19 protein-coding genes, 1 tRNA gene and 2 CRISPR repeat arrays are annotated in these 22,700 nt (G+C 70.7%); of the genes, 10 read left to right on the plus strand and 10 right to left on the minus strand.

The genetic code is table 11. From position 1 onward, the window contains the following. Positions 1–416: 416 nt before the first annotated feature. From AC3ERT_RS02395 to AC3ERT_RS02415, 5 genes are all read right to left on the minus strand, one after another. A complete protein-coding gene (locus AC3ERT_RS02395; RefSeq protein ID WP_335971571.1) occupies positions 417–719 on the minus strand; it encodes a hypothetical protein in 303 nt (100 codons plus the stop codon). 321 nt (positions 720–1,040) lie between these two features. Then, complete coding sequence (locus AC3ERT_RS02400) at positions 1,041–1,655, minus strand: SMI1/KNR4 family protein (RefSeq protein WP_435172401.1); 615 nt, start codon at positions 1,653–1,655, stop codon at positions 1,041–1,043. 48 nt (positions 1,656–1,703) lie between these two features. Beyond that, a complete protein-coding gene (locus tag AC3ERT_RS02405) occupies positions 1,704–1,997 on the minus strand; it encodes an SCO0607 family lipoprotein (RefSeq protein ID WP_335971575.1) in 294 nt (97 codons plus the stop codon). A 218-nt stretch (positions 1,998–2,215) separates the two neighbouring features. Beyond that, positions 2,216–4,279, minus strand: a complete 2,064-nt coding sequence (locus tag AC3ERT_RS02410) for a phosphocholine-specific phospholipase C (protein WP_435127535.1) — start codon at positions 4,277–4,279, stop codon at positions 2,216–2,218. Between the two features lie 591 nt (positions 4,280–4,870). Further along, a complete protein-coding gene (locus AC3ERT_RS02415) occupies positions 4,871–5,269 on the minus strand; it encodes a MerR family transcriptional regulator (RefSeq protein ID WP_435172402.1) in 399 nt (132 codons plus the stop codon). Positions 5,270–5,340: 71 nt separating this feature from the next. Between AC3ERT_RS02415 and AC3ERT_RS02420 the strand changes: the two genes are divergently transcribed. The 8 genes from AC3ERT_RS02420 (at position 5,341) to cas2e (ending at position 16,417) form a co-directional block, all read left to right on the plus strand. Beyond that, positions 5,341–5,766 carry an EthD domain-containing protein gene (locus tag AC3ERT_RS02420; protein WP_435172403.1) on the plus strand — a complete coding sequence of 142 codons (426 nt, stop codon included), beginning with the start codon at positions 5,341–5,343 and terminating at the stop codon, positions 5,764–5,766. 458 nt (positions 5,767–6,224) lie between these two features. Further along, positions 6,225–6,863: a CRISPR direct-repeat array (repeat unit 29 nt; unit sequence GTGCTCCCCGCGCACGCGGGGCTGTTCCC). A 173-nt stretch (positions 6,864–7,036) separates the two neighbouring features. Beyond that, a complete protein-coding gene (gene casA, locus AC3ERT_RS02425) occupies positions 7,037–11,662 on the plus strand; it encodes a type I-E CRISPR-associated protein Cse1/CasA (RefSeq protein WP_435172404.1) in 4,626 nt (1,541 codons plus the stop codon). A 5-nt stretch (positions 11,663–11,667) separates the two neighbouring features. Further along, complete coding sequence (gene casB / locus AC3ERT_RS02430; RefSeq protein WP_435172405.1) at positions 11,668–12,390, plus strand: type I-E CRISPR-associated protein Cse2/CasB; 723 nt, start codon at positions 11,668–11,670, stop codon at positions 12,388–12,390. 61 nt (positions 12,391–12,451) lie between these two features. Beyond that, the gene (gene cas7e, locus AC3ERT_RS02435) at positions 12,452–13,681 is read left to right on the plus strand and encodes a type I-E CRISPR-associated protein Cas7/Cse4/CasC (protein WP_435172406.1); all 1,230 of its coding nucleotides are present in this window, start codon (positions 12,452–12,454) and stop codon (positions 13,679–13,681) included. Beyond that, the gene (cas5e, locus tag AC3ERT_RS02440) at positions 13,678–14,382 is read left to right on the plus strand and encodes a type I-E CRISPR-associated protein Cas5/CasD (RefSeq protein ID WP_435172408.1); all 705 of its coding nucleotides are present in this window, start codon (positions 13,678–13,680) and stop codon (positions 14,380–14,382) included. Before cas7e ends, cas5e begins: the two co-directional genes overlap by 4 nt. Next, positions 14,382–15,083, plus strand: coding sequence for a type I-E CRISPR-associated protein Cas6/Cse3/CasE (cas6e, locus tag AC3ERT_RS02445; RefSeq protein WP_435172410.1), 702 nt, complete (start codon positions 14,382–14,384; stop codon positions 15,081–15,083). Before cas5e ends, cas6e begins: the two co-directional genes overlap by 1 nt. Positions 15,084–15,090: 7 nt before the next feature. Continuing rightward, positions 15,091–16,047: a type I-E CRISPR-associated endonuclease Cas1e gene (gene cas1e / locus AC3ERT_RS02450; RefSeq protein WP_435172412.1), complete on the plus strand. Its 957-nt coding sequence runs from the start codon at positions 15,091–15,093 to the stop codon at positions 16,045–16,047. A gap of 13 nt (positions 16,048–16,060) precedes the next feature. Further along, positions 16,061–16,417, plus strand: coding sequence for a type I-E CRISPR-associated endoribonuclease Cas2e (cas2e, locus tag AC3ERT_RS02455; RefSeq protein WP_435172414.1), 357 nt, complete (start codon positions 16,061–16,063; stop codon positions 16,415–16,417). A gap of 665 nt (positions 16,418–17,082) precedes the next feature. Here the strand turns inward: cas2e and AC3ERT_RS02460 are convergent. Beyond that, on the minus strand, positions 17,083–17,649 hold the full coding sequence (locus AC3ERT_RS02460; protein ID WP_435172416.1) for a hypothetical protein: 567 nt from the start codon (positions 17,647–17,649) through the stop codon (positions 17,083–17,085). A gap of 157 nt (positions 17,650–17,806) precedes the next feature. Here AC3ERT_RS02460 and AC3ERT_RS02465 point away from each other — a divergent pair, with 157 nt between their 5' ends. Further along, positions 17,807–18,730 carry an FkbM family methyltransferase gene (locus AC3ERT_RS02465; RefSeq protein ID WP_435172418.1) on the plus strand — a complete coding sequence of 308 codons (924 nt, stop codon included), beginning with the start codon at positions 17,807–17,809 and terminating at the stop codon, positions 18,728–18,730. Positions 18,731–18,886: 156 nt separating this feature from the next. Here AC3ERT_RS02465 and AC3ERT_RS02470 read toward each other — a convergent pair whose 3' ends face one another. Continuing rightward, positions 18,887–19,237 carry a hypothetical protein gene (locus tag AC3ERT_RS02470; protein ID WP_488180718.1) on the minus strand — a complete coding sequence of 117 codons (351 nt, stop codon included), beginning with the start codon at positions 19,235–19,237 and terminating at the stop codon, positions 18,887–18,889. Positions 19,238–19,627: 390 nt separating this feature from the next. Between AC3ERT_RS02470 and AC3ERT_RS02475 the strand changes: the two genes are divergently transcribed. Beyond that, a complete protein-coding gene (locus AC3ERT_RS02475) occupies positions 19,628–19,945 on the plus strand; it encodes a hypothetical protein (protein WP_435172421.1) in 318 nt (105 codons plus the stop codon). Positions 19,946–20,082: 137 nt separating this feature from the next. Next, a CRISPR array of direct repeats spans positions 20,083–20,661; the repeat unit is 29 nt; unit sequence GTGCTCCCCGCGCGTGCGGGGCTGTTCCC. 126 nt (positions 20,662–20,787) lie between these two features. Here the strand turns inward: AC3ERT_RS02475 and AC3ERT_RS02480 are convergent. The 3 genes from AC3ERT_RS02480 to AC3ERT_RS02490 all read right to left on the minus strand — a co-directional run bounded on the left by AC3ERT_RS02480 (position 20,788) and on the right by AC3ERT_RS02490 (position 22,652). Next, the gene (locus AC3ERT_RS02480; protein WP_435172423.1) at positions 20,788–21,558 is read right to left on the minus strand and encodes a glycosyltransferase family 2 protein; all 771 of its coding nucleotides are present in this window, start codon (positions 21,556–21,558) and stop codon (positions 20,788–20,790) included. Then, positions 21,555–22,343, minus strand: coding sequence for a GntR family transcriptional regulator (locus AC3ERT_RS02485; RefSeq protein WP_435172618.1), 789 nt, complete (start codon positions 22,341–22,343; stop codon positions 21,555–21,557). Before AC3ERT_RS02485 ends, AC3ERT_RS02480 begins: the two co-directional genes overlap by 4 nt. A gap of 222 nt (positions 22,344–22,565) precedes the next feature. Then, a tRNA-Ser gene (locus AC3ERT_RS02490) sits at positions 22,566–22,652 on the minus strand. Positions 22,653–22,700: the final 48 nt, after the last annotated feature.

Raw genomic sequence — 22,700 nt, forward strand, 5'->3', positions numbered from 1 at the left:
GCGTACGGTGTTCGCGCGGGGTGGCGGCGGGTCCTTCCCGGGTCCTTCCGGGGGCGGGTGGCGACCGGGCGTACGGCCTCGGCGCGCCATCCGTCCACAGGCTGTGGACAAGCCGCCGGGTGTCGCGATCGGCTCCTCCCGGTCCACCCCCTCACGTGCCGGGCCCTCCCCTCCTCGGCCGGGCCGGGCACTCCCGGAGCGCTCCGGCGGGCCGTTCAGCGGGCGATCCCCCTCTGACCGCCCGACGCCCGTCCCGCACGGTGCCGCTCCGCCTTCCGCACAGTTCCCTCCCCGGGCCCTCCCCGGGCCCTCCCCAGAGCCCGGGATGCGCGGCGGCTCTCGCGGACCGCCGCGCATCCCGTGTGACCAGGCCCCTTCTCAGCGGGCCGGCGCGCCCGCGGCGTCCGGCCCGCGGCTCACCACAGCGGAGAGAAGTGGACGGCCACCGTGTTCTGGTGGATGGAGGTGAAGGCCGAACCGGCCACGCTGGCGGTGTTGTTCTGGTTCGACGCACCGGCCCCGGTGGCGGCCTGCTGGGTCGTGGTCACGTTGCCGAGGTTCCCGAGCACGTTGCCACCGGAGTTGCTCACCACCGTCGCGTTCGAGTGGCCACCCGCAATGGAACCGTCGTCGGCCGCGGCGACGCCGGCGAACAGCACACCCGCGAGGGGCAGTGCCGCAACAGCGGCCAGGACACGGACGGTACGGATGCTTGCCATGGTGTTCCCTCCCAGGGGGACAGACTTTCTGAGGTGCGGAAGAGCGGCCGGCCGACCGCTCCGCCGGGGTTGCTCGGCGTCGCCATGAGCAGATGTGCCCACCCGCGCGCCCCCGATGCGCCACCATGAACCGTTTCCCTCGCACGCGTGACGATCTGTCGATAAACCCGCCTTCCGCCCTTTTTTACGGCACTTGAGGCATGCGCCCGGCTCTGACCGCGGCCCGGGTCAGGGCCCGCCCGGGGCCCTCATCGGCCCTCATCAGCCCTCGCCGGTCCTCGTCAGGCCCGATCGGATCTCGCCGGCCCCCGCCGGCCCTGATCAGTCCTCGTCGAACCACGGCCGGTCCGCCGCCCAGTGCCGCACCCACCCCGCGAACCCGGCGGCCCCTCCGGTGTGCCCGAACTCCGCGCCGAACGGCACCGCGCCCTCGCCCGTGATCAGCCAGACCTGCCCCCGGTGCGGCCCCGACACCACCAGGTGCCAGTACATGCCGCAGCCGTCCGTGCCCAGCACGACGGAGCCGTCGCCGAAGACCCGGTCGAGCAGCGGCTCGATCTGCGCCGCCGGTCTCGGGTCGTCCTCCCACACCCACCCCTCGGTCAGCGGGAACGGCCGCGCCAACTCCCGCTTCCGCCCGCCGTTCTGCCCCGCGTCGGCGCCGAGCGGCGCCAGCCCGTACTCCGGCGGCCCCAGCGCCGAGCCGTCGGCCACCTCGGCCACGAACGTCCGGTACGGCTCCGGCAGCAGCACCCCGTGCTCCGCCTCGAACCGCCGCACGCCCGCCCAGCCGAGCGCACTGCTGCCGCCGCCCGCGTCCCCGTTCCCGCCGGCCCCGTCCCCGTCGGCCCCGCTCCCGCTCCCGTTCCCGCAGTCCACCCCGAACGCCGCACGCAGCGCGTCCAGCTCACCCGCCGATACCCTCTCCGCGTCCATACCCCATCCCTAGCACCCGCCTATGACAGCGCGACCGCCCCGGATGCCCTACTTGATCAGCTTGCCGTTCGCGTCCAGCCCGTGGTCCTGCCAGTAGACGTCCCACTTGTCGCCCACCCGCTTCGGCTCCTGCCCCTTCGGATACCGCACCGTCCCCGGCGGCGGCTCCTCCCCCTTCGCGACGCACTGCGCCCCGCCGCCCGGCCCCACCGCGGCGACCACGTATTCGTCGCTCTGGCACTCGTGGTCCCGCAGGTCCACCCCGCACGCCGTCGCCGTCGCCATCACCGCGCCCGCGAGCACCAGCCCGTACGCCGCCGCCCGTCCGGCCTGCTTCCTCATTGCCATCCACTCCCCGCCGCTGGCGTTGTCCGGTCCCCTCCACCCTCACCGAACGCCCGCCACCCCTCATCGGGCCTCCTACTCAACCCGCCCTGAGCTCATCCGGTGAGTACCTGGGTGCGAGGACGCGGGTGCGAGGACACGGGTGTGCCATGGCGGGCCGACCGGCCGGGCGGTGCGTGGCCGGGCGACCCGCCGTGGGCGATCCTGACAGAACGTCAACTCGTTCGGGTAGCCGGGTCGTTGGTGCTTGCGGCGCCGGTCTCCACATGTCCGGCGAAGCGGCGTACGTAGGCGGGGTCGGCGTCGGAGGTGACCGTGACGTCGTACCAGTGGTTCGCGGCGGCGACTCCCCAGCCCGGAACGGTGCGCGAGCCGCCCGCCGCCACGGTGTAGGTGTAGTGGTCGCCGGGGGCGTACGCGTCGGTGGCGGTGAAGGTGACCGCCGAACTCCCGGGGTTGGTGAACACCAGGGTCACCTGGCCGGCCGAGGCGTCGTTGCGCGCGGCCACCTCGGGCCCGACCGAGCCCGCCGTACCGGCCATCCGGCGCAGGAAGCCGTTCGGCCCGTACACGGAGAAGTCGTACCGCGAGGAGGCGGCGGGCATCGCCCAGGTGTCGGTGAGCGTCCTGCCCGCCTCGACCGTGTACGGCCAGGGCCCGTCCGAGCGCACCGCCGAGGTGACGAGGAAGGCGGCGCCCGCGGCACCGGAGTTGGCGAAGGTGAACTGCATCCGCCCGTCGACCGGCCTGGTCCCGACGGCCAGGTCGTACGGCAGCGCGCGGGCGTTGCGCAGCCCGGACTCCTGCGGGGGCAGGGCGCCGGCGGACGGCGGAGTCGGCACGTAGTCGCCGGGGTTGTCGTGGTTCGGCGGGGCGTATCCGCCGGTGCCCGGCAGTGTGGGCGCCGAGGCGTCGCTGCGGGTGAAGTCGAAGGCGGCGGTGAGGTCGCCGCAGACCGCGCGCCGCCACGGTGAGACGTTCGGGTTGTGCACGCCGAACCGCTTCTCGACGAACTGCACGATCGAGGTGTGGTCGAAGGTCTGCGAGCAGACCCAACCACCGGTGCTCCAGGGTGAGATGACGATCATCGGCACCCGGGGGCCGAGCCCGTACGGCCCGGCCGCGTATCCGGAGACACCGCCGGTGTACAGGTCCTGCGTGACGTCGGCGGTGGACAGCCCGCGCGCGGCGGAGGCGGGCGGGAACGGCGGCACCACGTGGTCGAAGAAGCCGTCGTTCTCGTCGTAGGTGAGGAAGACGGCGGTACGGCTCCACACGTCCGGGTCGGCGGTGAGCGCGTCCAGCACCTGGGAGACGTACCAAGCACCGTAGTTCGCGGGCCAGTTGGGGTGCTCGCAGAACGCCTCGGGCGAGGCGATCCAGGAGACCTGCGGCAGCTTCCCGTTCAGCACGTCGGACTTGAGCTGGTCGAAGAAGCCGTCGCCGTGGGCGGCGTCGGTGCCGGTGCGGGCCTTGTCGTACAGCGGGTCGCCGGGCTGGGCGGAGCGGTACTGGTCGAAGTAGAGCAGCGAGTTGTCGCCGTAGTTGCCGATGAACGCGTCGCTGGTCCAGCCCCAACTGCCCGCCGCGTCAAGGCCGGTGCCGATGTCCTGGTAGACCTTCCACGTGACGCCGGCCTTCTCCAGGATCTCGGGGAAGGTGGTCCAGCCGTAGCCCGCCTCCTCGTTGCCGAGCACGGGGCCGCCGCCCTTGCCGTCGTTCCCCGCGTAACCGGTGTACATGTAGTAGCGGTTGGGGTCGGTCGAGCTGAGCATCGAGCAGTGGTAGGCGTCGCAGATGGTGAACGCGTCCGCGAGCGCGTAGTGGAAGGGGATGTCGTTCCGCGTCAGGTACGCCATCGTCGTGGTGCTCTTCGCGGGCACCCAGGCGTCGTAGTTGCCGCCGTTCCACGCCGTGTGGGTGCCGGACCAGCTGTGGTCGAGGTCCTGGATGAACTTCAGGCCCAGGTTGTCCGCGGTGGGCCGGAACGGCAGCGTCTCGCGCCCGGCGCCGTCCGCCTGGTGGAAGACCGTCTTCCCGCTCGGCAGCACCGCGGGGCGCGGGTCGCCGAAGCCCCGCACCCCTCGCAACGTGCCGAAGTAGTGGTCGAACGAACGGTTCTCCTGCATCAGCACGACGACGTGCTCGACGTCCTGCAAGGTGCCGCTGCCGGCCACCGCCGGTAACGCGGCGGCCTTCGCGATGCCACCGGTGAGCACGGACGCGGCGGCGGTACCGCCGGCGAGTTGGAGGAACCTGCGGCGGTCGATGTCGGGCACGAACTCTTCTCCTGACGGTCCGGTGGGGTCGGCCCCAGGCGGCGAGCACGCCGAACTTGCGCGAACGTGCACGCTGAGGAGGTCTTCGCGACATGCCCGCGCAGGCATGCCGCGGCAATGATGGGGACGGCCCCAGCCCGGTGTCAATGCCGCCTGACGGCTGTCACCGCCGCCTGACGGCCCGCACCACGTGCACCAGCGCCATGCAGAAGAAGACGAAGCAGACGAACGACATCACGGCGATCACGTTCTGTGTGTCACCCGTGTCGGTCTCGGCGGCGCCCCACGCGAGCAGCCCCGAGAGTACGGCCCACGTGGCCGCCCACCCCGCCGGCCACTTCAGCTTTCCCCCACCGGACCCCCCGCGGCCCCCGGCGCGACCCCCGACGCCGCTTCCGACGCCGCTTCCGACGCCGTTTCCGACCCGCACAGCCCCGTGCGCATCCGCAGATCCCATGGCGAAACCTCCCGACCCGGCTCCGAGCGAGCCCGTACCGTCGTTCCACCCTCACCATTGTCCCGCGCGTGGCGCGTATCCGCATGAGCGGGCACGTACGCGGGGCGCCGAAGGAATCGCCCCGGCCCGCGCGCCTATTCCGGGACCTGGCCGTCCACGGCGTCCACGGCGTCCACGGCGTCCACCAGATAATCCCGGTTGACGTCGATCAGGCGGTCAAGCGCTTCCCTGGCGGCGACGAGGCCGTCAATCGTGGCGGAAAGGCGAGTCCGCTCCTGATTCATCGCGGTCAGGGCATTCCTGGCCCTTTTCACGTTGGGCTCCGTCATGCAGGGAACCATCCCGGCGATGGTTCTGCTGGACATTCCTGCGGCCAGGAACACCTGAATCAGCGCCACCCGCTGGACATGTTCGTCGTCGTAGTACCGCTGACCACTGGGCGACCTCGCGCTGACCAGCAACCCCTGCTCTTCGTAGTAGCGCAGCGATCGACGGCTTGCCCCGGTCCGGGCGGACAGTTCACCGATCCGCATCTCAACACCTCGTGTGCATTGGGTCACAGCGACTTGCCCTTGACATCAATGTGAGCGTCTAGGTTAACCCCATGACCGGCCGGCGCCCCGCCCCAGGGCATGTGGCCGCCGACCTCCCGCCTCACGTTTCCCGCCTCCCCGAGCAGGAAGAGAAGAAGTCCGTGATCAAGTTCGTCTTCATGATCAACCGTATCGACGGGATGACCTTCGAGGAATTCGTCGACCACCACCGAAACCGCCACGCCCCGCTGTTCACCTCGATCCCCGAGGCACACCAGTACGTCAAGAAGTACACCGTCTCCCACCCCGTACCCGCCGAAGGCTACCCGCACCCCGCCTACGACGGCATCACCGAAATCTGGTTCGACAACTGGGCCGACCACAACGCATTCTTCGCGTCCGCGAACTACAAGGAACTGGTGAACCCGGACGAGAGCACGTTCATCGACATGGCCTCGGTCACAGCAATGGTCACCGAAGAAAAATCGATACTCTAGCCCCCACCCAACCCGCCCCCACCAAACGCCCGATGGGGCACCCCGGCATCCGGGGCACCCCATCGAACCTGCTGAAGCGTTAGCGCTGCGGAGGCTGTGGGATTTGAACCCACGGTGACATCGCTGCCACGACGGTTTTCAAGACCGATCACTCCGCACCATCGGCATAGCGGCCGACCGGCACAACGAAGCTCACCCGCCATGGAAGGAAACCCCAGCGGGCCACAGGTTGACCACAGCTACGGTTCGGAGCCATATGTTTCACCCCGACCGGATAGCGGATAGCGGACATCCCCGGAGTCGCCAACCTCCAGCCGCCGCCGCGTGGCCGTGGTTAACTCAGTGCGACGATCCCCACACGGACGGCACCACCTCACACACCGATGCCCGAAATGACCGAATCTGCAGAAGTAAGTAAAAACACGCCCCGGCCCCGATAAACACCCAGGTCAGCAAGTGTGCTCCCCGCGCACGCGGGGCTGTTCCCTGGGCGCGCAGGTGGATGAGGCCGGTCTGCCGGTGCTCCCCGCGCACGCGGGGCTGTTCCCCGGCCATCCCGGTTGTTGAGAGTCAGGGTGCAGTGCTCCCCGCGCACGCGGGGCTGTTCCCCAGGCCAGCGACCGCGCCGCGCTGGTGCTGACGTGCTCCCCGCGCACGCGGGGCTGTTCCCCAGCGGCACCGCTCAGGCTACCCGGCGGGCGGGTGCTCCCCGCGCACGCGGGGCTGTTCCCATTCGGCCTCTGCGAGATCATGGTCCGCAAACGTGCTCCCCGCGCACGCGGGGCTGTTCCCTCGGCTACGCCTCCTATTTTCTGGCCGTCGGGGTGCTCCCCGCGCACGCGGGGCTGTTCCCTGCTGCACGACCACCCCGAGGCGAGGACGTACGTGCTCCCCGCGCACGCGGGGCTGTTCCCATCGCCAGCGCGTACGGCGGCCGGACCGCGCTGTGCTCCCCGCGCACGCGGGGCTGTTCCCAGGCCGGGGAACTGGTCCGGGAACGCCTGGACGTGCTCCCCGCGCGTGCGGGGCTGTTCCCCACGGCTGCCGCTGCCCGAAGTGCCGCGCGGCATGGTCCCCGCGCACGCGGGGCTGTTCCCTACGGCTGTCGGTGCCCGACGTGCACGAAGGAGCGGTCCCCGCACATGCGGGGCTTTTCGCCGTCACCATCGGGCCGCTTGACGGCTCCGCAAGAGGTTCACGCCTGCACATAAACGGTCGAGAGAAATCGGCATCGGGCAAATATCGACTTAGTGCACATGGCTTCGACGGCATGTTGTGCACTACTGCCGTGAACAGCAGTGGCCCAAGCTTCGATGAAGCGTTCGACGGGCTCTCGGGGGCGGCGCGAGCCGCGTGGGGGAAGCACGACCGGCCCACCGACGGGTGGCTGCCGTTGTGGCGGCACATGGCCGACAGCGGTGCCGTGGCGGGGCGGTTGTGGGACGCGTGGGTGCCGCGGAACATCAAGGTGCTGGTCAGCGAGGTGTTGCCCGGGGGTATCGAGGACGGGCGACGGCTCGCCGTGTGGCTGGCCGCCAGTCATGACATCGGGAAGGCGACGCCCGCGTTCGCCTGCCAAGTAGAGACCCTCGCAAACGCAATGCGTGACTTCGGTCTGGCCATGCCGGACGCGAAAAAGTTCGGCGATGACCGGAAGTTGGGCCCGCACGGCCTCGCCGGGCAACTGCTGCTCCAGGAGTGGCTGGCCGAACGCCACGGCTGGACCGACCGGATCAGCGCTCAGTTCGCGATCGTGATCGGGGGCCACCACGGAGTGCACCCCGGCCACCAGAGGATTCACGACCTCGCACTGCACCCGGAGCTGATGCGGACGCGAGGGAAGCACGAGGCCACCTGGAAGGCGGCCCAGTTCGAGTTGCTGGACGCGTGCGCGCAAGCAGCCGAAACGGTCGACCGGCTCGACGCGTGGAAGACCGTCAAGCTCCCCCAGTACGCCCAGGTGACCCTGACCGCGCTGGTGATCCTCGCCGACTGGATCGCCAGCTCAGCGGAGCTGTTCCCGTACCAGACCGTCGATGACGCCGGACGCCCACGCGCCACCACGCACCGGCTGGAATCCGCGTGGCAGGGACTCGACCTGCCCGCACCGTGGCAGCCGGACGAACCCGAGGGCACGGCCGCGGAGTTGTTCGCGCGGCGCTTCGACCTGCCGGAGGGCGCCGCGATCCGCCCCGTACAGGAGGAAGCCGTACGGGTCGCCCGCGAGATGGACCCGGCGGGCCTGCTGATCGTCGAGGCGCCGATGGGCGAGGGCAAGACGGAGGCGGCGCTGGCCGCGGCCGAGATCCTCGCCGCGCGGACGGGCGCGGGCGGCTGCATGGTGGCACTGCCGACCAGGGCCACCGGCGACGCGATGTTCGCCCGCCTGCTCGGCTGGCTGGACCACCTCCCGGCACAGGGTCCCCGCTCGGTGTTCCTCGCCCATGCGAAGGCCGCACTCAACGACACGTGGGCAGGCTTGGCGCGCAGGAGCGGCCGTACGATCGCGGCCGTCGACCTCGACGGCTCCGACGAGGTGTCGCGTCCGGCTGCGAAGACCCGGCAACGTCCGTCCGAACTCCAGGCCCACCAGTGGCTGCGCGGGCGGAAGAAGGGCCTGCTGGCGTCGTTCACCGTGGGGACGATCGACCAGGTGCTGTTCGCCGGCCTGAAGAGCCGCCACCTCGCCCTGCGGCACCTGGCCCTGGCCGGCAAGGTCGTCGTCATCGACGAAGTGCACGCCTACGACGCCTACATGAGCACGTACCTGGAACGGGTGCTGGAGTGGCTGGCCGCTTACCGCGTCCCGGTCGTGCTGCTGTCGGCGACGCTGCCGGCCGACCGGCGCCGCGCGCTCATCGAGGCGTACGCGGACGGCAAGGTGTCGCAGGCCGAAGCCGCACCGAACGCGTACCCGCTGCTGACAGCCGTGTCGCGAGACGGGAACACGACGATCGTGCAACCGCCCGCAGCGTCCGGGCGCGGCACCCACGTCCACCTGGAGCCGTTGGAAGACGACGTGGCCGTGCTCGCCGACCGCCTAACAACCGAACTCGCCGGCGGCGGGTGCGCCCTGGTCGTGCGGAACACGGTCGACCGGGTGCAGGAGGCCGCCGAGCGACTGAGGGAGCGGTTCGGCGAGGACCGTGTCACGGTCGCCCACTCCCGCTATCTCGCCGCCGACCGGTCCCGCAAGGACGCCGAACTGCTCGACGCGTTCGGCCCGAAGGGCAACCGTCCGGCCGGCCCGCACGTCGTGGTGGCGAGCCAGGTGGTGGAGCAGTCGCTCGACCTCGACTTCGATCTGCTCGTCACCGATCTCGCCCCGGTGGACCTGATGTTGCAGCGCATGGGCCGCTTGCATCGGCACGTACGCGCGCGGCCGTCCCGACTCCGTACCGCCCGGTGCCTGGTGACGGGCACGGACTGGACCGCCGATCCGCCGAGTCCGGCGAAGGGGACGGTCGGCGTCTACGAGGGGAAGCATCTGCTGCTCCGCACGCTGGCTGCCCTTCAACCCCACCTGAGTGGGGCGCCGTTGCAGCTGCCGGAGCACATCAGCCCACTGGTCCAGACCGTCTACGCGGACACCCCGGTCGGTCCGCTCGGCTGGGCGCCGAAGATGGATGAGGCCCGCCGCGCGTACCGCGAACTCCTGGCCACCAAGCGCGATCGCGCCGAGGTCTTCCGGATCGGCCCGGTCCGCAAGCCGGGCCGGCCGGTGATCGGCTGGGTGGACGCGGGCGTGGGGGACGCAGATGACACCCGCCAGGGCCGTGCTCAGGTACGGGACAGCGAGGAAAGCGTCGAGGTCCTGGTGATCCAGCGCCGCAGCGACGGGACTCTGGCCACCGTGCCGTGGCTGGACAGGGGCCGCGGCGGCCTGGACCTGCCCGAGCACGCAGTGCCACCTCCTCGGGCCGCCGCAGCAGCGGCCGCGAGCGCCCTCACCCTCCCCTGGCACTTCTCCAAGCCGTGGGTGATCGACCGGACCATCGCGGAACTGGAGAAGTTCCAGGTAGAGGCGTGGCAGGCGAAGGAATGCCCCTGGCTGGCAGGGGAGTTGTTCCTCGTCCTCGACGAGGAATGTCAGACCCGGCTGGCAGGCTACGACCTCACCTACAGCCCGTCCGACGGGCTCCTCGTGACGCCCGCCGGCGCACGTCACTCAAGAGTGGTGGACCGCGTGCCCGACTTCGACCTCGTCTCCCGTCCCTGGCTGCCGGTGCAGTACCTCGACGGCTCGACGGCCGAGTTGTCCCTGCGGGACGTCTTCGCCCGCGCGGACAAGCTTCGCCGCCTGGTCGGTGACGTCCCCACGCAGGAGTTCGCGCTGCTGCGGCTGCTGGTGACGGTCCTGCACGACGCGGTCGACGGGCCGGAGGACATCGAGGAATGGGGCGAGTTGTGGGATGCGGGCGACGAAGCCTTCGTCGCGGTGCCCGACTATCTCGAACGCCACCGTGACCGCTTCGACCTGCTCCACCCGCACCACCCCTTCCTCCAAGTGCCCGACCTGCATACGGAGAAGAACGATGTGGGGCCGTTGAACCGGATCGTCGCCGACGTCCCGAACGGCGACCCGTTCTTCAGCATGCGACAACCGGGTCCGGAACGGCTGGAGTTCGCCGAGGCAGCCCGCTGGCTGGTGCACGCGCACACCTTCGACGTCTCCGGCATCAAGTCCGGCGCGGTCGGTGACCCGAGGGTCAAGGGCGGCAAGGGCTACCCGCAGGGCGTCGGCTGGGCCGGCAACCTCGGGGGGATCTTCGCCGAGGGGAACACGCTGCGCGAGACGCTGCTGCTCAACCTCATCGCGGCCGACAACGACTTCCTCCAGATCAAGAAGAACGACCGGCCCGCCTGGCGGCGCCCGGTCGTCGGTGCGGCACCGTACGAGCCCGACCTCGACGACCCGCGCCCATCCGGCCCCCGCGACCTCTACACCTGGCAGAGCCGCCGCATCCGCCTCCACCACTCCGGCGGCGCTGTCACCGGAGTGGTCCTGGCGTACGGCGACACACTGCTGCCGTTCAACAAGCACCTGCGCGAGCCGATGACCGGCTGGCGCAACAGCCCGCAGCAGGCGAAGAAGCAGGGTGTTCCGCAGGCGTACATGCCGCGCACGCACGACCCCGCCCGGGCGGCGTGGCGCGGACTGGCCGCGCTGCTGCCTGCGCAGGGCCAGGCGAGGGAGAGCGCGGAGCAACGGCAGGGCGTCGCCACCACCCTGCCCTCCGGCGTGGTCGAGTGGCTCGCCAGGCTCACCGTCGAGGGCTACCTGCCGAAACTCGGACTGCTCCGCACCCGGATCGTCGGCGCCTCGTACGGCACGCAGCAGTCGGTGATCGACGAGATCGTGGACGACGAGGTCGTCCTGCCCGTCGTAGCACTGCACACCGCGCAGCCCGAGTACGGTCGGACGGCCGTCGACGCGGTCGCCGACGCCAACGACGCGGTTGCCGCGCTCGGCTACCTGGCGGGCAACCTCGCCCGCGCGATCGGCGCGGAGCCCGGTCCGCCCACCGACACCGCACGGGACCTCGGCTTCGCCGCGCTCGACGGACCGTACCGCCAGTGGCTGCGCGGGCTCGGCGAGCGCTCCGACCCGGCGGCGTACCGGGGCGAGTGGCAGGCCACCGTGTCCAGGATCGTCCGCGAGCTCGGCCGCGGTCTGCTCGATGCCGCCGGCCCGGCGGCATCCGAAGGCCGTTTCGTGGAGCTGCCCGACGGCAGCGGTACGCGCTGGGTCAACGACGCCCAGGCGGACCTGTGGTTCCGCAAACGGCTGAACAAGGTGCTGACCCTCGTGCCCGGCTCGGCCGCCACCGGCGACGGAGCGCAGGACGAGGAAGGCCCGGCTGACGAGGCCCCGAACCAGGAACCGACGGAGTGACCGGAATGACGACCACCACCCCCTACGCCTCGGGGACCCGCGCGATCGGACCGGTGGGCACCAGTGCCGACCGCTGCATCCGCCGCCTCCAGCACGGCTACCGCGAGGACCGCCCGTCCGCCGTGTCAACCCTCGCCCGGCTGCGGCGAGGAGCCGGGCAGCCCGCGAACTCCCTCCCCGACCTGTGGGGTCAGACCGGGACCGAAGACCTCGCGCAGGTGCTCGCCGACGCGGCGGACGAGACGCGGACCCCGGCATCGGGTACCGCCGCCGACCGCGACCGACGCCCGGTCGACCACGCCCGCGCCGAGGAGGCACTGCACCTGGCCGTCACGCTCTGGGCGTTGCACCAACAGTCCCACCGCGACATGGACACGCACGTCGCCGGCCACGGCCTGGGGCGCTCGGTCCGCGCGCTGATGTCCAGGACCGCGCCGGCGACGGACAGTGGCACCGCGGCCGCGACGGCCGCGCCCGAACTCGACGAGCCGGTGCGTCGGCGCTTCGTCCGCATCGGCACCGCCACCTCACTCGACATCCTCGGTCAGCGGCTGCGCGAGATCGTGCTCCTGCTCCGCAAGGACGACATCCCGCTCGACTACGCACTTCTGGCCGAGCAGCTCTACTGGTGGCAACTGCCCGCCGCCCAGACCGGCGTCCGCCGTGAGTGGGGTCGGGACTTCCACCTGGCGGGCACCGTACGCGCCAAGGCCGCAGACGACAGTTGACCGGCGGGTCCACCACACCGACCACCTACCCGCCCACGCTCCGCGAAGGAACCGGACGCCCGTGACCCGCACCATTGTTGACATCCACATCCTCCAGACCGTGCCGCCGAGCAATATCAACCGGGACGACACCGGCTCGCCGAAGACCGCCGTCTACGGGGGCGTACGCCGCTCCCGCGTCTCCAGCCAGGCGTGGAAGCGCGCGACGCGGAAGAAGTTCGACGAACTTCTCGACCCGTCGGAACTCGGTGTCCGGACGAAGAAGGTCGCCGAAGCACTCGCCGACCGCCTGGCGGCGCTGGACCCGTCACTGGACCGCACGGCCGCGCTGGAACTCTCCTCCGAGGCACTGCGCACCGCCACCGGCTCCAAGATCGAACCGCCCAAGCGCAAGGTCAAGGACGGCGAGCCGGACCCCGCGCCGGAGTCGTCGTACCTGATGTTCCTCAGCGCCGCCCAACTCGACGGCCTCGCGGCCCTGACGGTCAAGGGCAGTGGCGGCAAGGGGGACGTCAAGGCGCTCAAGGAGTTCTTCAAGACCAAGGAGAACAAGGCGGCGGCCCGCCAACTCGTCGACGCCCGGCACTCGGTGGACATCGCCCTGTTCGGCCGGATGGTCGCAGATGCCACCGATCTCAACGTCGAGGCCGCCACGCAGGTCGCGCACGCGATCAGCGTGCACGCCGTGGACAACGAGTCGGACTACTACACCGCCGTCGACGACCGGAACACGGACGCCGAGACCGGCGCCGGCATGATCGGCGTGGTCGACTTCAACTCCGCGACTCTGTACCGCTACGCGGCGCTCGACGTGAACCGGCTCCAAGCCAACCTCGGCGCCGGGCTCGACGACTCGCCGCAGGCCACGGCACCGACCCGGCGCGCCGTCGAGGCGTTCCTCGAAGGCTTCATCACCTCCCTGCCCACGGGCAAGGTGAACACCTTCGGGCACCACACGCTGCCGACCGCGATCATCGTCAAGCTGCGCAGCAAGCGTCCGATCAGCTTCGTCGCCGCCTTCGAGCGGGCCGTCCGGCAGGGCGAAGAGGGCGGCTTCGTCCGCGAGGCGTGCGCCAGGCTGGCCCGCTACGTCCGCGACTTGGAGAAGGCGTACGGCGTCGCGGACGCGGACCGCACCTGGGTGGTACGCGTGGGAGAGGACGCGGAGCCGCTGGCCGGGCTCGGCCAGGAGGTCGGTATCGAGGAGCTGATCTCGACGGTCGGCGCTGCTGTCGTGGAGCAGTTGCAGTCGACCGATCGCCCCGTTGAGCCGGTGGGGTCCGGAGCGTGAGCGTGCTCCTGCTGCGGCTGGCCGGCCCGCTCCAGGCGTGGGGGTCGTCTGCCCGTTTCGTGCGCCGCACCACGGAGAACGCCCCCACCAAGAGCGGCGTGCTGGGCCTGCTCGCCGCCGCCGAGGGGAGGGCCCGCGAGGACGACCTCTCCGACTTGGCCGCGCTGCGCTTCGGTGTCAGGATCGACCAACCGGGCACGCGAGTCAGGGACTTCCAGACCGCGCACCACTTCGACACGGACAAGTCCATGCCGCTGTCGGAACGCTTCTACCTCGCCGACGCGGTCTTCGTCGCCGGGGTGGAGGGCGACCCCGACGACGTACGGCGGTTGTACGCGGCCGTACGGGAGCCGGTCTACCTGCCCTACCTGGGCCGCCGTTCCTGCCCGCCGGCCGCGCCCGTCGACCTCGGTGTGCGCGACGACGCCGACCTGGCCACCGCGCTGGAGCAGGCTCCGTGGCAGGCGTCCCCCTGGTACCGGGAACGGCACCCCGAGAGAGCCGACCTCACGGTGCTCCTCGACTCCCTGCCTGGCGAGACTCCTGAGCAGACCTTCCGCGACACACCAATCAGCTTCGACCCGCGCCACCGCCGTTACGGGCTGCGGGGCGTCACCTCCGCAACCGTCTCCCGGCCGGAAGTCGCGCCGACCCGACCGCTGTTCGACCACGACCCGACCTCCGTCCTGGGGCCCGCCTGATGTACCTGACCCGCTTCCGCGTGAACACCGCCCGCCGGGAGGGCCGCGAACTCCTGGGATCGCCGCACCGCATGCACGCGGCGGTGAACATGTCCTTCCCCGAACCGCCCGCACGCGACAGCACCGGCCCCCGCGTGCTGTGGCGCGTCGACCGCAACTCCACGTCCGACGTCGTACTGTTCGTCGTCAGCCCCGGCCGCCCGGACATGACGCACCTGGTGGAGCAGGCGGGTTGGCCCGCCGCCACGGACACGCCCGGATGGCAGACGTACGACTACGGCGGCTTCCTGGACCGGCTCACCAAGGGCAGTACCTGGTCCTTCCGGCTTACGGCCAACCCCGTGCACAGCATCCGCCGGAGCGCCGACGAACCCACCAAGCGCACCGCGCACATCACCCCGAAGCACCAGGCCGCCTGGCTGCTGAGCCGGCAGGACTCGGCAGGTTTCGCCATCGCCGAGACGCCACCCGGCAAACGTGTACTGGAGTACGGAGACGAACTCCAGCTCGTCGTCAGGGATAAGAAGGATCTGCGCTTCGCCAAGGCGGCCGAACGCAGGACCGTGTCTCTCACCACGGTCACCTACGACGGGCGGCTCACCGTCACCGACCCGGCCGTCATGCGCCGCACGCTCGTCCAGGGCCTCGGCAAGGCCAAGGCATACGGCTGCGGGCTCATGACGCTCGCCCCGGTGCGGTGAGGCCGTCGTGAGCACCGTCGCGCGCCGCGGGGCCGCCGCGCCACGTGAACTCGCCCGTGTCGGCGACCGGTTGTCGTTCGTCTACCTCGAACGCTGCGTCGTCCACCGCGCCGACAACGCCATCACCGCCACCGACGCGGAGGGCGTCACCCATATCCCGTCCGCCACGATCGGCACTCTCCTGCTCGGACCCGGGACCCGCGTCACCCACCAGGCGATGAGCGTCCTCGGCGAGTGCGGCGCCGGCGTCGCGTGGGTCGGCGAGCACGGCGTCCGCTTCTACGCCGGCGGACGCGCGCTGACCCGTTCCTCCGCACTTGTCGAGGCCCAAGCCACCGCGTGGGCCAACCTCCGCACCCGGCTGGACGTCGCCCGCTCGATGTACCGTCTGCGCTTCCCCGACGAGGACCCCGCAGGCCGCACCCGTCAGCAACTCCTCGGCCTGGAAGGCGACCGCCTCAGAGCCTGCTACCGCGCCGAGTCCGCCCGCACCGGGGTGCCATGGCGCCGCCGCGAGTACAACCGCGACGACTTCGCCGCCGGGGACGCCCCCAACCAGGGCATCACCGCCGCGGCCCAGTGCATGTACGGTATCGCGCACGCCGTCGTCACAGCCCTCGGCTGCTCGCCCGCCCTCGGTTTCGTCCACTCCGGCCACGAACGCTCCTTCGTGATGGACATCGCCGACCTCTACAAGACCGAGGTGGCGATCCCGGCGGCCTTCGACGCCGCCGTGGAAGGCCCCGAGGACGTCGCCGCCCGCACCCGCCGTGCACTGCGCGACCGCATCAACAAGACCCGTCTGCTCGACCGTTGCGTCCGGGACATCAAGGGCCTGCTGCGCTTCGACGAGACCGCGGAGGACGCTTCTGGAAGCTCGGACGGAGACCGTGTGACCCTCCAATCGGACCACGGGACCGAGGTCGAGTCCGGCCGCAACTACGCGGACGAGATCATCTGGTGAGGCAGGCACCGCCATGACCATCATCGTCCTCACCAACTGCCCCGCCGGACTCCGCGGTTACCTCACCCGCTGGCTCCTGGAGATCTCCCCGGGCGTCTTCCTGGGCAACCCCTCCGCCCGCGTCCGCGAGGCCCTCTGGGCCGAGGTCCGCGCCTACGCCCATCAGGGCCGTGCCCTCCTCGCCCACCAGACCGACTCCGAACAGGGCTACACCTTCGCCACCCACGACCACGCCTGGCACCCGACCGACCACGACGGCCTCACCCTCATCCACCGCCCCGCCCCCTCCGACGGCCCCTCCCGCTCCACGTCTCCCCCGGCAACGGGCTGGAGCAAGGCCGCGAAGCGCAGGAAGTTCGGCAGCCGGTAGCGCGGACGACACCGGTCCCTCTTTCGAAGCAATTGCCCGTTATGACGGAATCTCGTCAAGTAAGTAAAATCCGCCACCCACCCCCATAAACCCGCAGGTCGCAAAGAGCGCTCCCCGCGCATGCGGGGCTGTTCCCTGGCTGTACTCACAGATGCCGAGCATCACGGCGCGCTCCCCGCGCGTGCGGGGCTGTTCCCGTCTGCGGCCGGCCCCACTCGGCGGTGGGGAAGCGCTCCCCGCGCGTGCGGGGCTGTTCCCGCGCTGATCTTCGGCGCCGCCGACCCGTCGGGGCGCTCCCCGCGCGTGCGGGGCTGTTCCCACGACGGTCGTGGGGTGGGTCGAGTGGTGCGGGCGCTCCCCGCGCGTGCGGGGCTGCTCCCGGGGGGACTTCGGCACCTTCGGCATCGCCTTCGTGCTCCCCGCGCGTGCGGGGCTGTTCCCGGCAAGGGCGCGATCCTGGAGACGCGGGCGCTGTGCTCCCCGCGCGTGCGGAGCTGTTCCCTGCCCCGCGACCGCGGCGCGGTCCGGGGTGTGGTGCTCCCCGCGCGTGCGGGGCCGTTCCCTGGCGCAACCACCGGTGCGCGTGCAAAATGGCGTGCTCCCCGCGCGTGCGGGGCTGAAGCCGCTCCCGCCCTTAGGTGCCGGGCAACGCTCTACAACCCGGATTATCTGGTGCCGTCCACACGAGATGAGGGCAGCAGCAGATCCCGATTCGGGTGTGCCTCGCCCGTCACGGAGCCGCTGACGCCGAGGTCGGCGCGGGCCGTTTCGTGGAAGGCGTTGATCGCTGCGAAGACGGCGCGGTTGCGGGTGCGCCAGTCGTCCAGGGTGCCCGGGGTCTTGCCGGTGGCCTGCCAGTCGACTTCCAGGGTGGCCGCGTTCAGCGCGTGGGCGGCTTCCACGACCTCGTCGCCCGCCAGGAGCATGATGCGCTCGAAGGCACGGCCGCGGAGGTGGGTGGCCTCGGACAACTCCGCCCGTTGGCGCGCCTCCGGGTCGTCGCTGAGGCGGATGCCCTCGCGGTGCTCGTACAGCTCGACGGCGAGGTAGATGGCGGCGCGGACCCGGTCGACGTAGTTCTCGTACGCTTCGAGTTTCTTCGTGTCCCACCGGGTGAGCAGCTCGCGGCGGATGCGCTGGCGCTCGGTCCAGTAGTTGGTGACGTACGTGGTGAGGGCGCCCAAGAGCACCGCGGCGATGGTCAGCAACTGCTCGGACGTACTCAAGCCCACCCCCGGTCCCCGAGTCATCAAGACGTCTTGAGGATTTTAGGAGGGCGGGCGGCTGCAAGGGGGTGGTTCCGGGGCATCGGGACCGCGAACGCTGTGGGTGGTGGCGCGGGGGCGCCCGTAGGGTGGGTGGTCTGGCGGCGCGCGGAGGAGCGTACGGATGAGCAACCCCACCACGGAGGCCCTGGTCACCCTGGGCCGCTGGTACGTGCGCAACGCCCCCGGCACCCTCGGCAAGGGCCCGCTGGCCGGCCGCTGGCTGAACCCGCACCTGCGGGACACGCCGCGCCGACGCGTCACCGAGACCGAGAGCGGCGCACGCTTCGCCGTCGACACCCAGGACCTGATCCAGCGCTACCTGTACCTGTTCGGCACGTGGGAACCGCGCATGACGCACTGGCTCCGTAACCGTCTGGGCCCGGGGGACACGTACATCGACGTCGGCGCGAACATCGGCTACTTCAGCGTGCTCGCCTCGCAACTCGTCGGGCCCAGCGGGCACGTCGTCGCCATAGAGGCGTCGCGCCCCTTCCTGGACCGGGTCGAGCAGAACGCGCGCCTCAACGGCTGCACGAACATCCGCGCCGTGCACACCGCCGTCTCCGACAAGGACCAGACGCTCACGTTCATCCTCGCCAGCTCGGCGAACATGGGCGCCAACAGCATCGTTCCCTGGGACGGCCCGACCGAGTCCGTCTTCGACATGGACGCCCACCCGCTCCCGGACGTCCTCACCGACGACGAGATCACCCGCGCCCGCGTCGTCAAGATCGACGTCGAAGGGGCCGAGGGCAGCGTCGTACGGGGCATGGCCCCCATGCTCGAACGCCTACGTCCCGACGCCGAGGTCACCGTCGAGGTCACCCCCGAGCGTATGGAGCAACTCGGCGACTCGGTCGAGGAGTTGCTCGATACGATGCGCGGCGCCGGCTTCCACGTCTACCGGCTCGCCAACGAGTACGCCGCCGCCACCTACCCGACAGCGCTGCGCGGCGCCTCCGCCGTACCGATCCGCTGGCGCGGCCCGGTCACAGGCGAGAGCGACCTCATCTTCTCCCGCGTCGACGCGGAGACCCTTCCCTGAGGGATGCCATGAATCAGGGCGGCAAAACTGGTAGTCGGCGATGTCGTCCTGCGTTGCGGCTGACCTCGGGTGTTGGGCCGGTGAGGGCAGGCGGAGCGTTTCGTCGGTGGAGCGTTGCGGCGTCGAGGAGGGACCGCAGCTCGGGTGAGGCGGTGATCAGGTGGCGTCCCACCGCCCGATCGCGCGCTCGTTGAAGGACTGGACAACCTGGCGGAGCCGTACGGTCTCGCTCGCGTCCTCGTTCACGTCAGGCACCGGGAGTCGCCCACCACGGCTCTCCGCGACGCGCAACGCGTCCGCCAGAGCCATGCAGAGGTGCGCGACCATGACACGCAAGTCACTCTCGGGCGGGGCCTGTTCGGCCGTGTACTTCCGTACGTTTGTCAACAGGTCGCGTCCCAGGCCGAGTTGCACGGCCTCCACGTTGTCCGCGAGCCGGGAGAGGAACGACGAGCCGCTCGCGTCCGCGTCGAGGTAACAGGGCTTGCCGTCGGCGCCCTGCCCCACGGCAGGCGCCGCATCGCCGCGCCGACCCTTTTCCGTCGGCCGCGGCAACGCCCCTCGGGTCTTCCGAGAAGGCGGCTTCGCCCCAGATGCCGGGCAGGACGACGTGGACACACGCGACCGTCCGACCGCCGCCCGCCGTGACCGTCCGATGGATCGCGAGCACCGGCGTACGGGCGGTGATGCGCAACGACTGTGCTTCCGCACCGGTGGGGAACCGAGCGGTGACCTGGTCGTAGCCGTTCACCCCCGAACTGCCTTCCGCCGACACGTCCATGAGCCCGCCGAGGATGTCGTCGCCCCACGGCGAGGTCCCTGCGGGGAGCACCCGACAGCCGGACACCGCATGCGGCACACGTGCACGTGCGCGAGCACCTGCGGCCCGTCCTCCCGATGGCTGAGGCACACGTACTCGGTGATCGGGTCACCCGCCGATCCGCCGAGGTGGGCGGCAAGTTCACCGGACGCGGCCCGTTCGACGACGCTGACGACGACGTGAAGACCCTCGGTACCGCCGGGATACGTGATCCGCTCCGCCGGTCGGCACACGAAGTTGCCGCGGCCCTGGAACTTCGCGATCAGGCCCTCGGCCTGCAACACGTCGAGCAGCCGCCGTATCTCCGGATCGCGGACGCCCTCCGCGAGACCGCGGACATCGTGGTCCCGGCCAACCTGTGCGAAGTCGTCTACGAGGTCCCGGTCAACCCGTAGCGTTCTCCAGGGCTCAACCGACCGACGGGGACGACCATGTCCCGCGGAAGCAGACGCCAAGGATGTCCGATATGAGCGAATCTTGGGAAGTAAGTAAAATCGCGCTTCGGCCCGGATAAACCCGCAGGTCAGGAAGTGTGCTCCCCGCGCGTGCGGGGCTGTTCCCGCCGGCAGCGACGAACCGTCGTGGGTGTGGTCGTGCTCCCCGCGCGTGCGGGGCTGTTCCCCGGCAGGCGTTCGCGCAGGTGGCGGCCGGAGTGTGCTCCCCGCGCGTGCGGGGCTGTTCCCTCGTCCTCGGAGGGATAGCCCGCGAAGTCCGCGTGCTCCCCGCGCGTGCGGGGCTGTTCCCGTCAGCAGATTGGGCGGCCGGGTGGCGTGCAGGTGCTCCCCGCGCGTGCGGGGCTGTTCCCCTCAGCCCCGTCGTGGGAAACCCCTTGGGTACGTGCTCCCCGCGCGTGCGGGGCTGTTCCCAACGCGGCCACCACGTCGGTGATCACCTTCAAGTGCTCCCCGCGCGTGCGGGGCTGTTCCCCACACCCAGCGGCAGGCGTCGTCGGAGAAGTCGTGCTCCCCGCGCGTGCGGGGCTGTTCCCGCGTCCTCCCACGCCTCCCGTACCGCCTTCTCGGTGCTCCCCGCGCGTGCGGGGCTGTTCCCCAGCGAGGAAATGTCGAGCGTCCGACTCACGCGTGCTCCCCGCCCGTGCGGGGCTGTTCCCATCGGCCGCTTCGGCTTCGATGCGGCGGTCTTGTGCTCCCCGTGCGCGTGCGGGGCTATTCCCCCACGGACCTGCCGGTACCCGAGACGCGCGCCGTGCTCCCCGCGCGTGCGGGGCTGTTCGGGCTCAGCGGGTTGCCGTCGGCCGCCAACCGGTATCTGCCAAAGCCTCGGCACGGGCCGCCACCACCGCCATACGGGCTTCGCGTTCGGCCTCGTCCGTGTGGCTCGGTTGGGCCGTGGCCTGGCCGGGCCACTTGCGGTAGAGGAGGCCGTACTCCCGGATGAAGTAGCCGCGGCTAACGGTGTTGAGGGCCAGCAATAGGCCCGTGTCCTCGGAGGCAGGGAGGGCCATCCAGCCGCCCAGGGCCAGCAACAGATCGCGGCGGACGAAGAGGGTTGCCGGGTGGACCTGGGCGCGGAAGCCGTTGGCCTTCCAGTAGTCGGCTACGGCGCCGCGGGAGATGGGGCCGTCGTCCGGGTCACCGTCGAAGCCGGCGGTGGAGCCGTCGGGGAGAAGGTCCAGGACGCGGGAGGTGGCCCAGCCGAGTTCGGGGTCGCCCTCAAGGAGGGCCAGGTCGCGGGCGAGGGCGCCGGGGGTCAACTGGTCGTCGGCATCGAGGACTTTGACGTACGGCCCCGCGGCGTACGCGAGGGCCATGGTGCGCGCGACCCCCGGCCCGCCGGGGCGACATTGATGGAAGGTGACGCGCGGGTCGTCCGGCACGTGGGACCGTACGACGTCTCCGTGGCCGTCCTCCTGGATGATCCAGTGCCACCCCCAGCCGTCGGGCAATTCCTGGGCGCACAGCGACTTGTAAGCGTCCGCGAGGTACAGCGCCGAGGGTCCGTGGACTGCGGTGACGACGTCGATCCGGCGATCCACCACGGCGGTCACCACCTTTCCAGGTCGGTGACGAAGGTCATTTCCGTACGGTCGCCCGGCAGCCGGACGTACGAGTGCTCGACCACGCGGCCGTCGGTGTCGTACGAGGTCTTGCCGAGCACGATGAGGGCGGTGCCGGGCGGCAGTCCCAGTTCCTCCGACTCCTCGGCCGTCGGCGGGCGGGCGGAGACACGCTCCTCGAGGCGGGCGAGTTCGATGCCGATGGTGTAGAGCTGGTTCTGCGTACCGCCGGGCCAGGGCTCGTTGGTGGCGTCCAGGAGCTCCGGGTTCACGGCGACCATGTCGCGGACGAGGTAGGAGACGACCAGGCTGAAGGGGTGGTCCTCCGCCTGGTACCGGGTGCGGTAGGTCCGCTCGACCATCATCGTGCCCACTGTGATTCCGAAGATCTCGGCGAGTTCCTCGTCGGCCTCGATCTCGCTGTACACCGCGTAGAAGACGAGGTCGTTCACTTCGAGCCCGGTGTCGTGCTCCGTCGCACCGGTCTCCTTCCGCTGCTGCTCCGGCTTGCGCGCCCGGCTCTTCTCCCACTGGTGCCGCAGGTTCGTGCGGAACACGGGGGTGCGCCGCTGCCGGACGAAGTTGCCGCGGCCGTGCTGCTTCTCGACCAGACCCTCGGCTTGGAGCAGCCCGAGCGCTTGGCGGACAGTGGGCAGGCTCCTGCCGTACTCCTCCACGAGAGCGGTCTCAGCGGGCAGCCGGACGCCAGGCATCAACTCACCAGCATGGATACGGTCACGTAGATCGTCCGCGATCCGTTCGTACGCCTTTGCCACGCCACCCACCGTCCTGATCATCGACCAGCCTCAGCATAACAACTCATCATGAGGTCCTGATCAGTCACGGAGTCGCGTGCCGCAGGGAAAGCGGCGAAGTCCTAAGCTCCTAAGCTCCTAAGCTCCTAAAGAGGACAGGATGAACTGATCTCGCGAACACAGAAGGAGCGCCCCCCGAACGTGGGGGGCGCCCCTTGCTGGGTCGCTGGAGAGCTAGCGCTGCGGAGGCTGTGGGATTTGAACCCACGGTGACATCGCTGCCACGACGGTTTTCAAGACCGTTCCCTTCGGCCGCTCGGGCAAGCCTCCCCGGGTGCCGGTGGGGCACCCGGGGACAGCGTATCGGGTTGTCCGGGC

The sequence above is a fragment of the Actinacidiphila sp. bgisy145 genome (assembly GCF_057708125.1).

Coding starts and splice junctions, on each gene's coding strand:
- AC3ERT_RS02395 (WP_335971571.1), bottom strand. CDS start 719: ATGGCAAGCATCCGTACCGTCCGTGTCCTGGCCGCTGTTGCGGCACTG.
- AC3ERT_RS02405 (WP_335971575.1), bottom strand. CDS start 1,997: ATGAGGAAGCAGGCCGGACGGGCGGCGGCGTACGGGCTGGTGCTCGCG.
- cas6e (WP_435172410.1), top strand. CDS start 14,382: ATGTACCTGACCCGCTTCCGCGTGAACACCGCCCGCCGGGAGGGCCGC.
- casA (WP_435172404.1), top strand. CDS start 7,037: ATGTTGTGCACTACTGCCGTGAACAGCAGTGGCCCAAGCTTCGATGAA.
- AC3ERT_RS02475 (WP_435172421.1), top strand. CDS start 19,628: ATGGCTGAGGCACACGTACTCGGTGATCGGGTCACCCGCCGATCCGCC.
- AC3ERT_RS02420 (WP_435172403.1), top strand. CDS start 5,341: ATGACCGGCCGGCGCCCCGCCCCAGGGCATGTGGCCGCCGACCTCCCG.
- AC3ERT_RS02465 (WP_435172418.1), top strand. CDS start 17,807: ATGAGCAACCCCACCACGGAGGCCCTGGTCACCCTGGGCCGCTGGTAC.
- AC3ERT_RS02415 (WP_435172402.1), bottom strand. CDS start 5,269: ATGCGGATCGGTGAACTGTCCGCCCGGACCGGGGCAAGCCGTCGATCG.
- AC3ERT_RS02400 (WP_435172401.1), bottom strand. CDS start 1,655: ATGGACGCGGAGAGGGTATCGGCGGGTGAGCTGGACGCGCTGCGTGCG.
- cas2e (WP_435172414.1), top strand. CDS start 16,061: ATGACCATCATCGTCCTCACCAACTGCCCCGCCGGACTCCGCGGTTAC.
- casB (WP_435172405.1), top strand. CDS start 11,668: ATGACGACCACCACCCCCTACGCCTCGGGGACCCGCGCGATCGGACCG.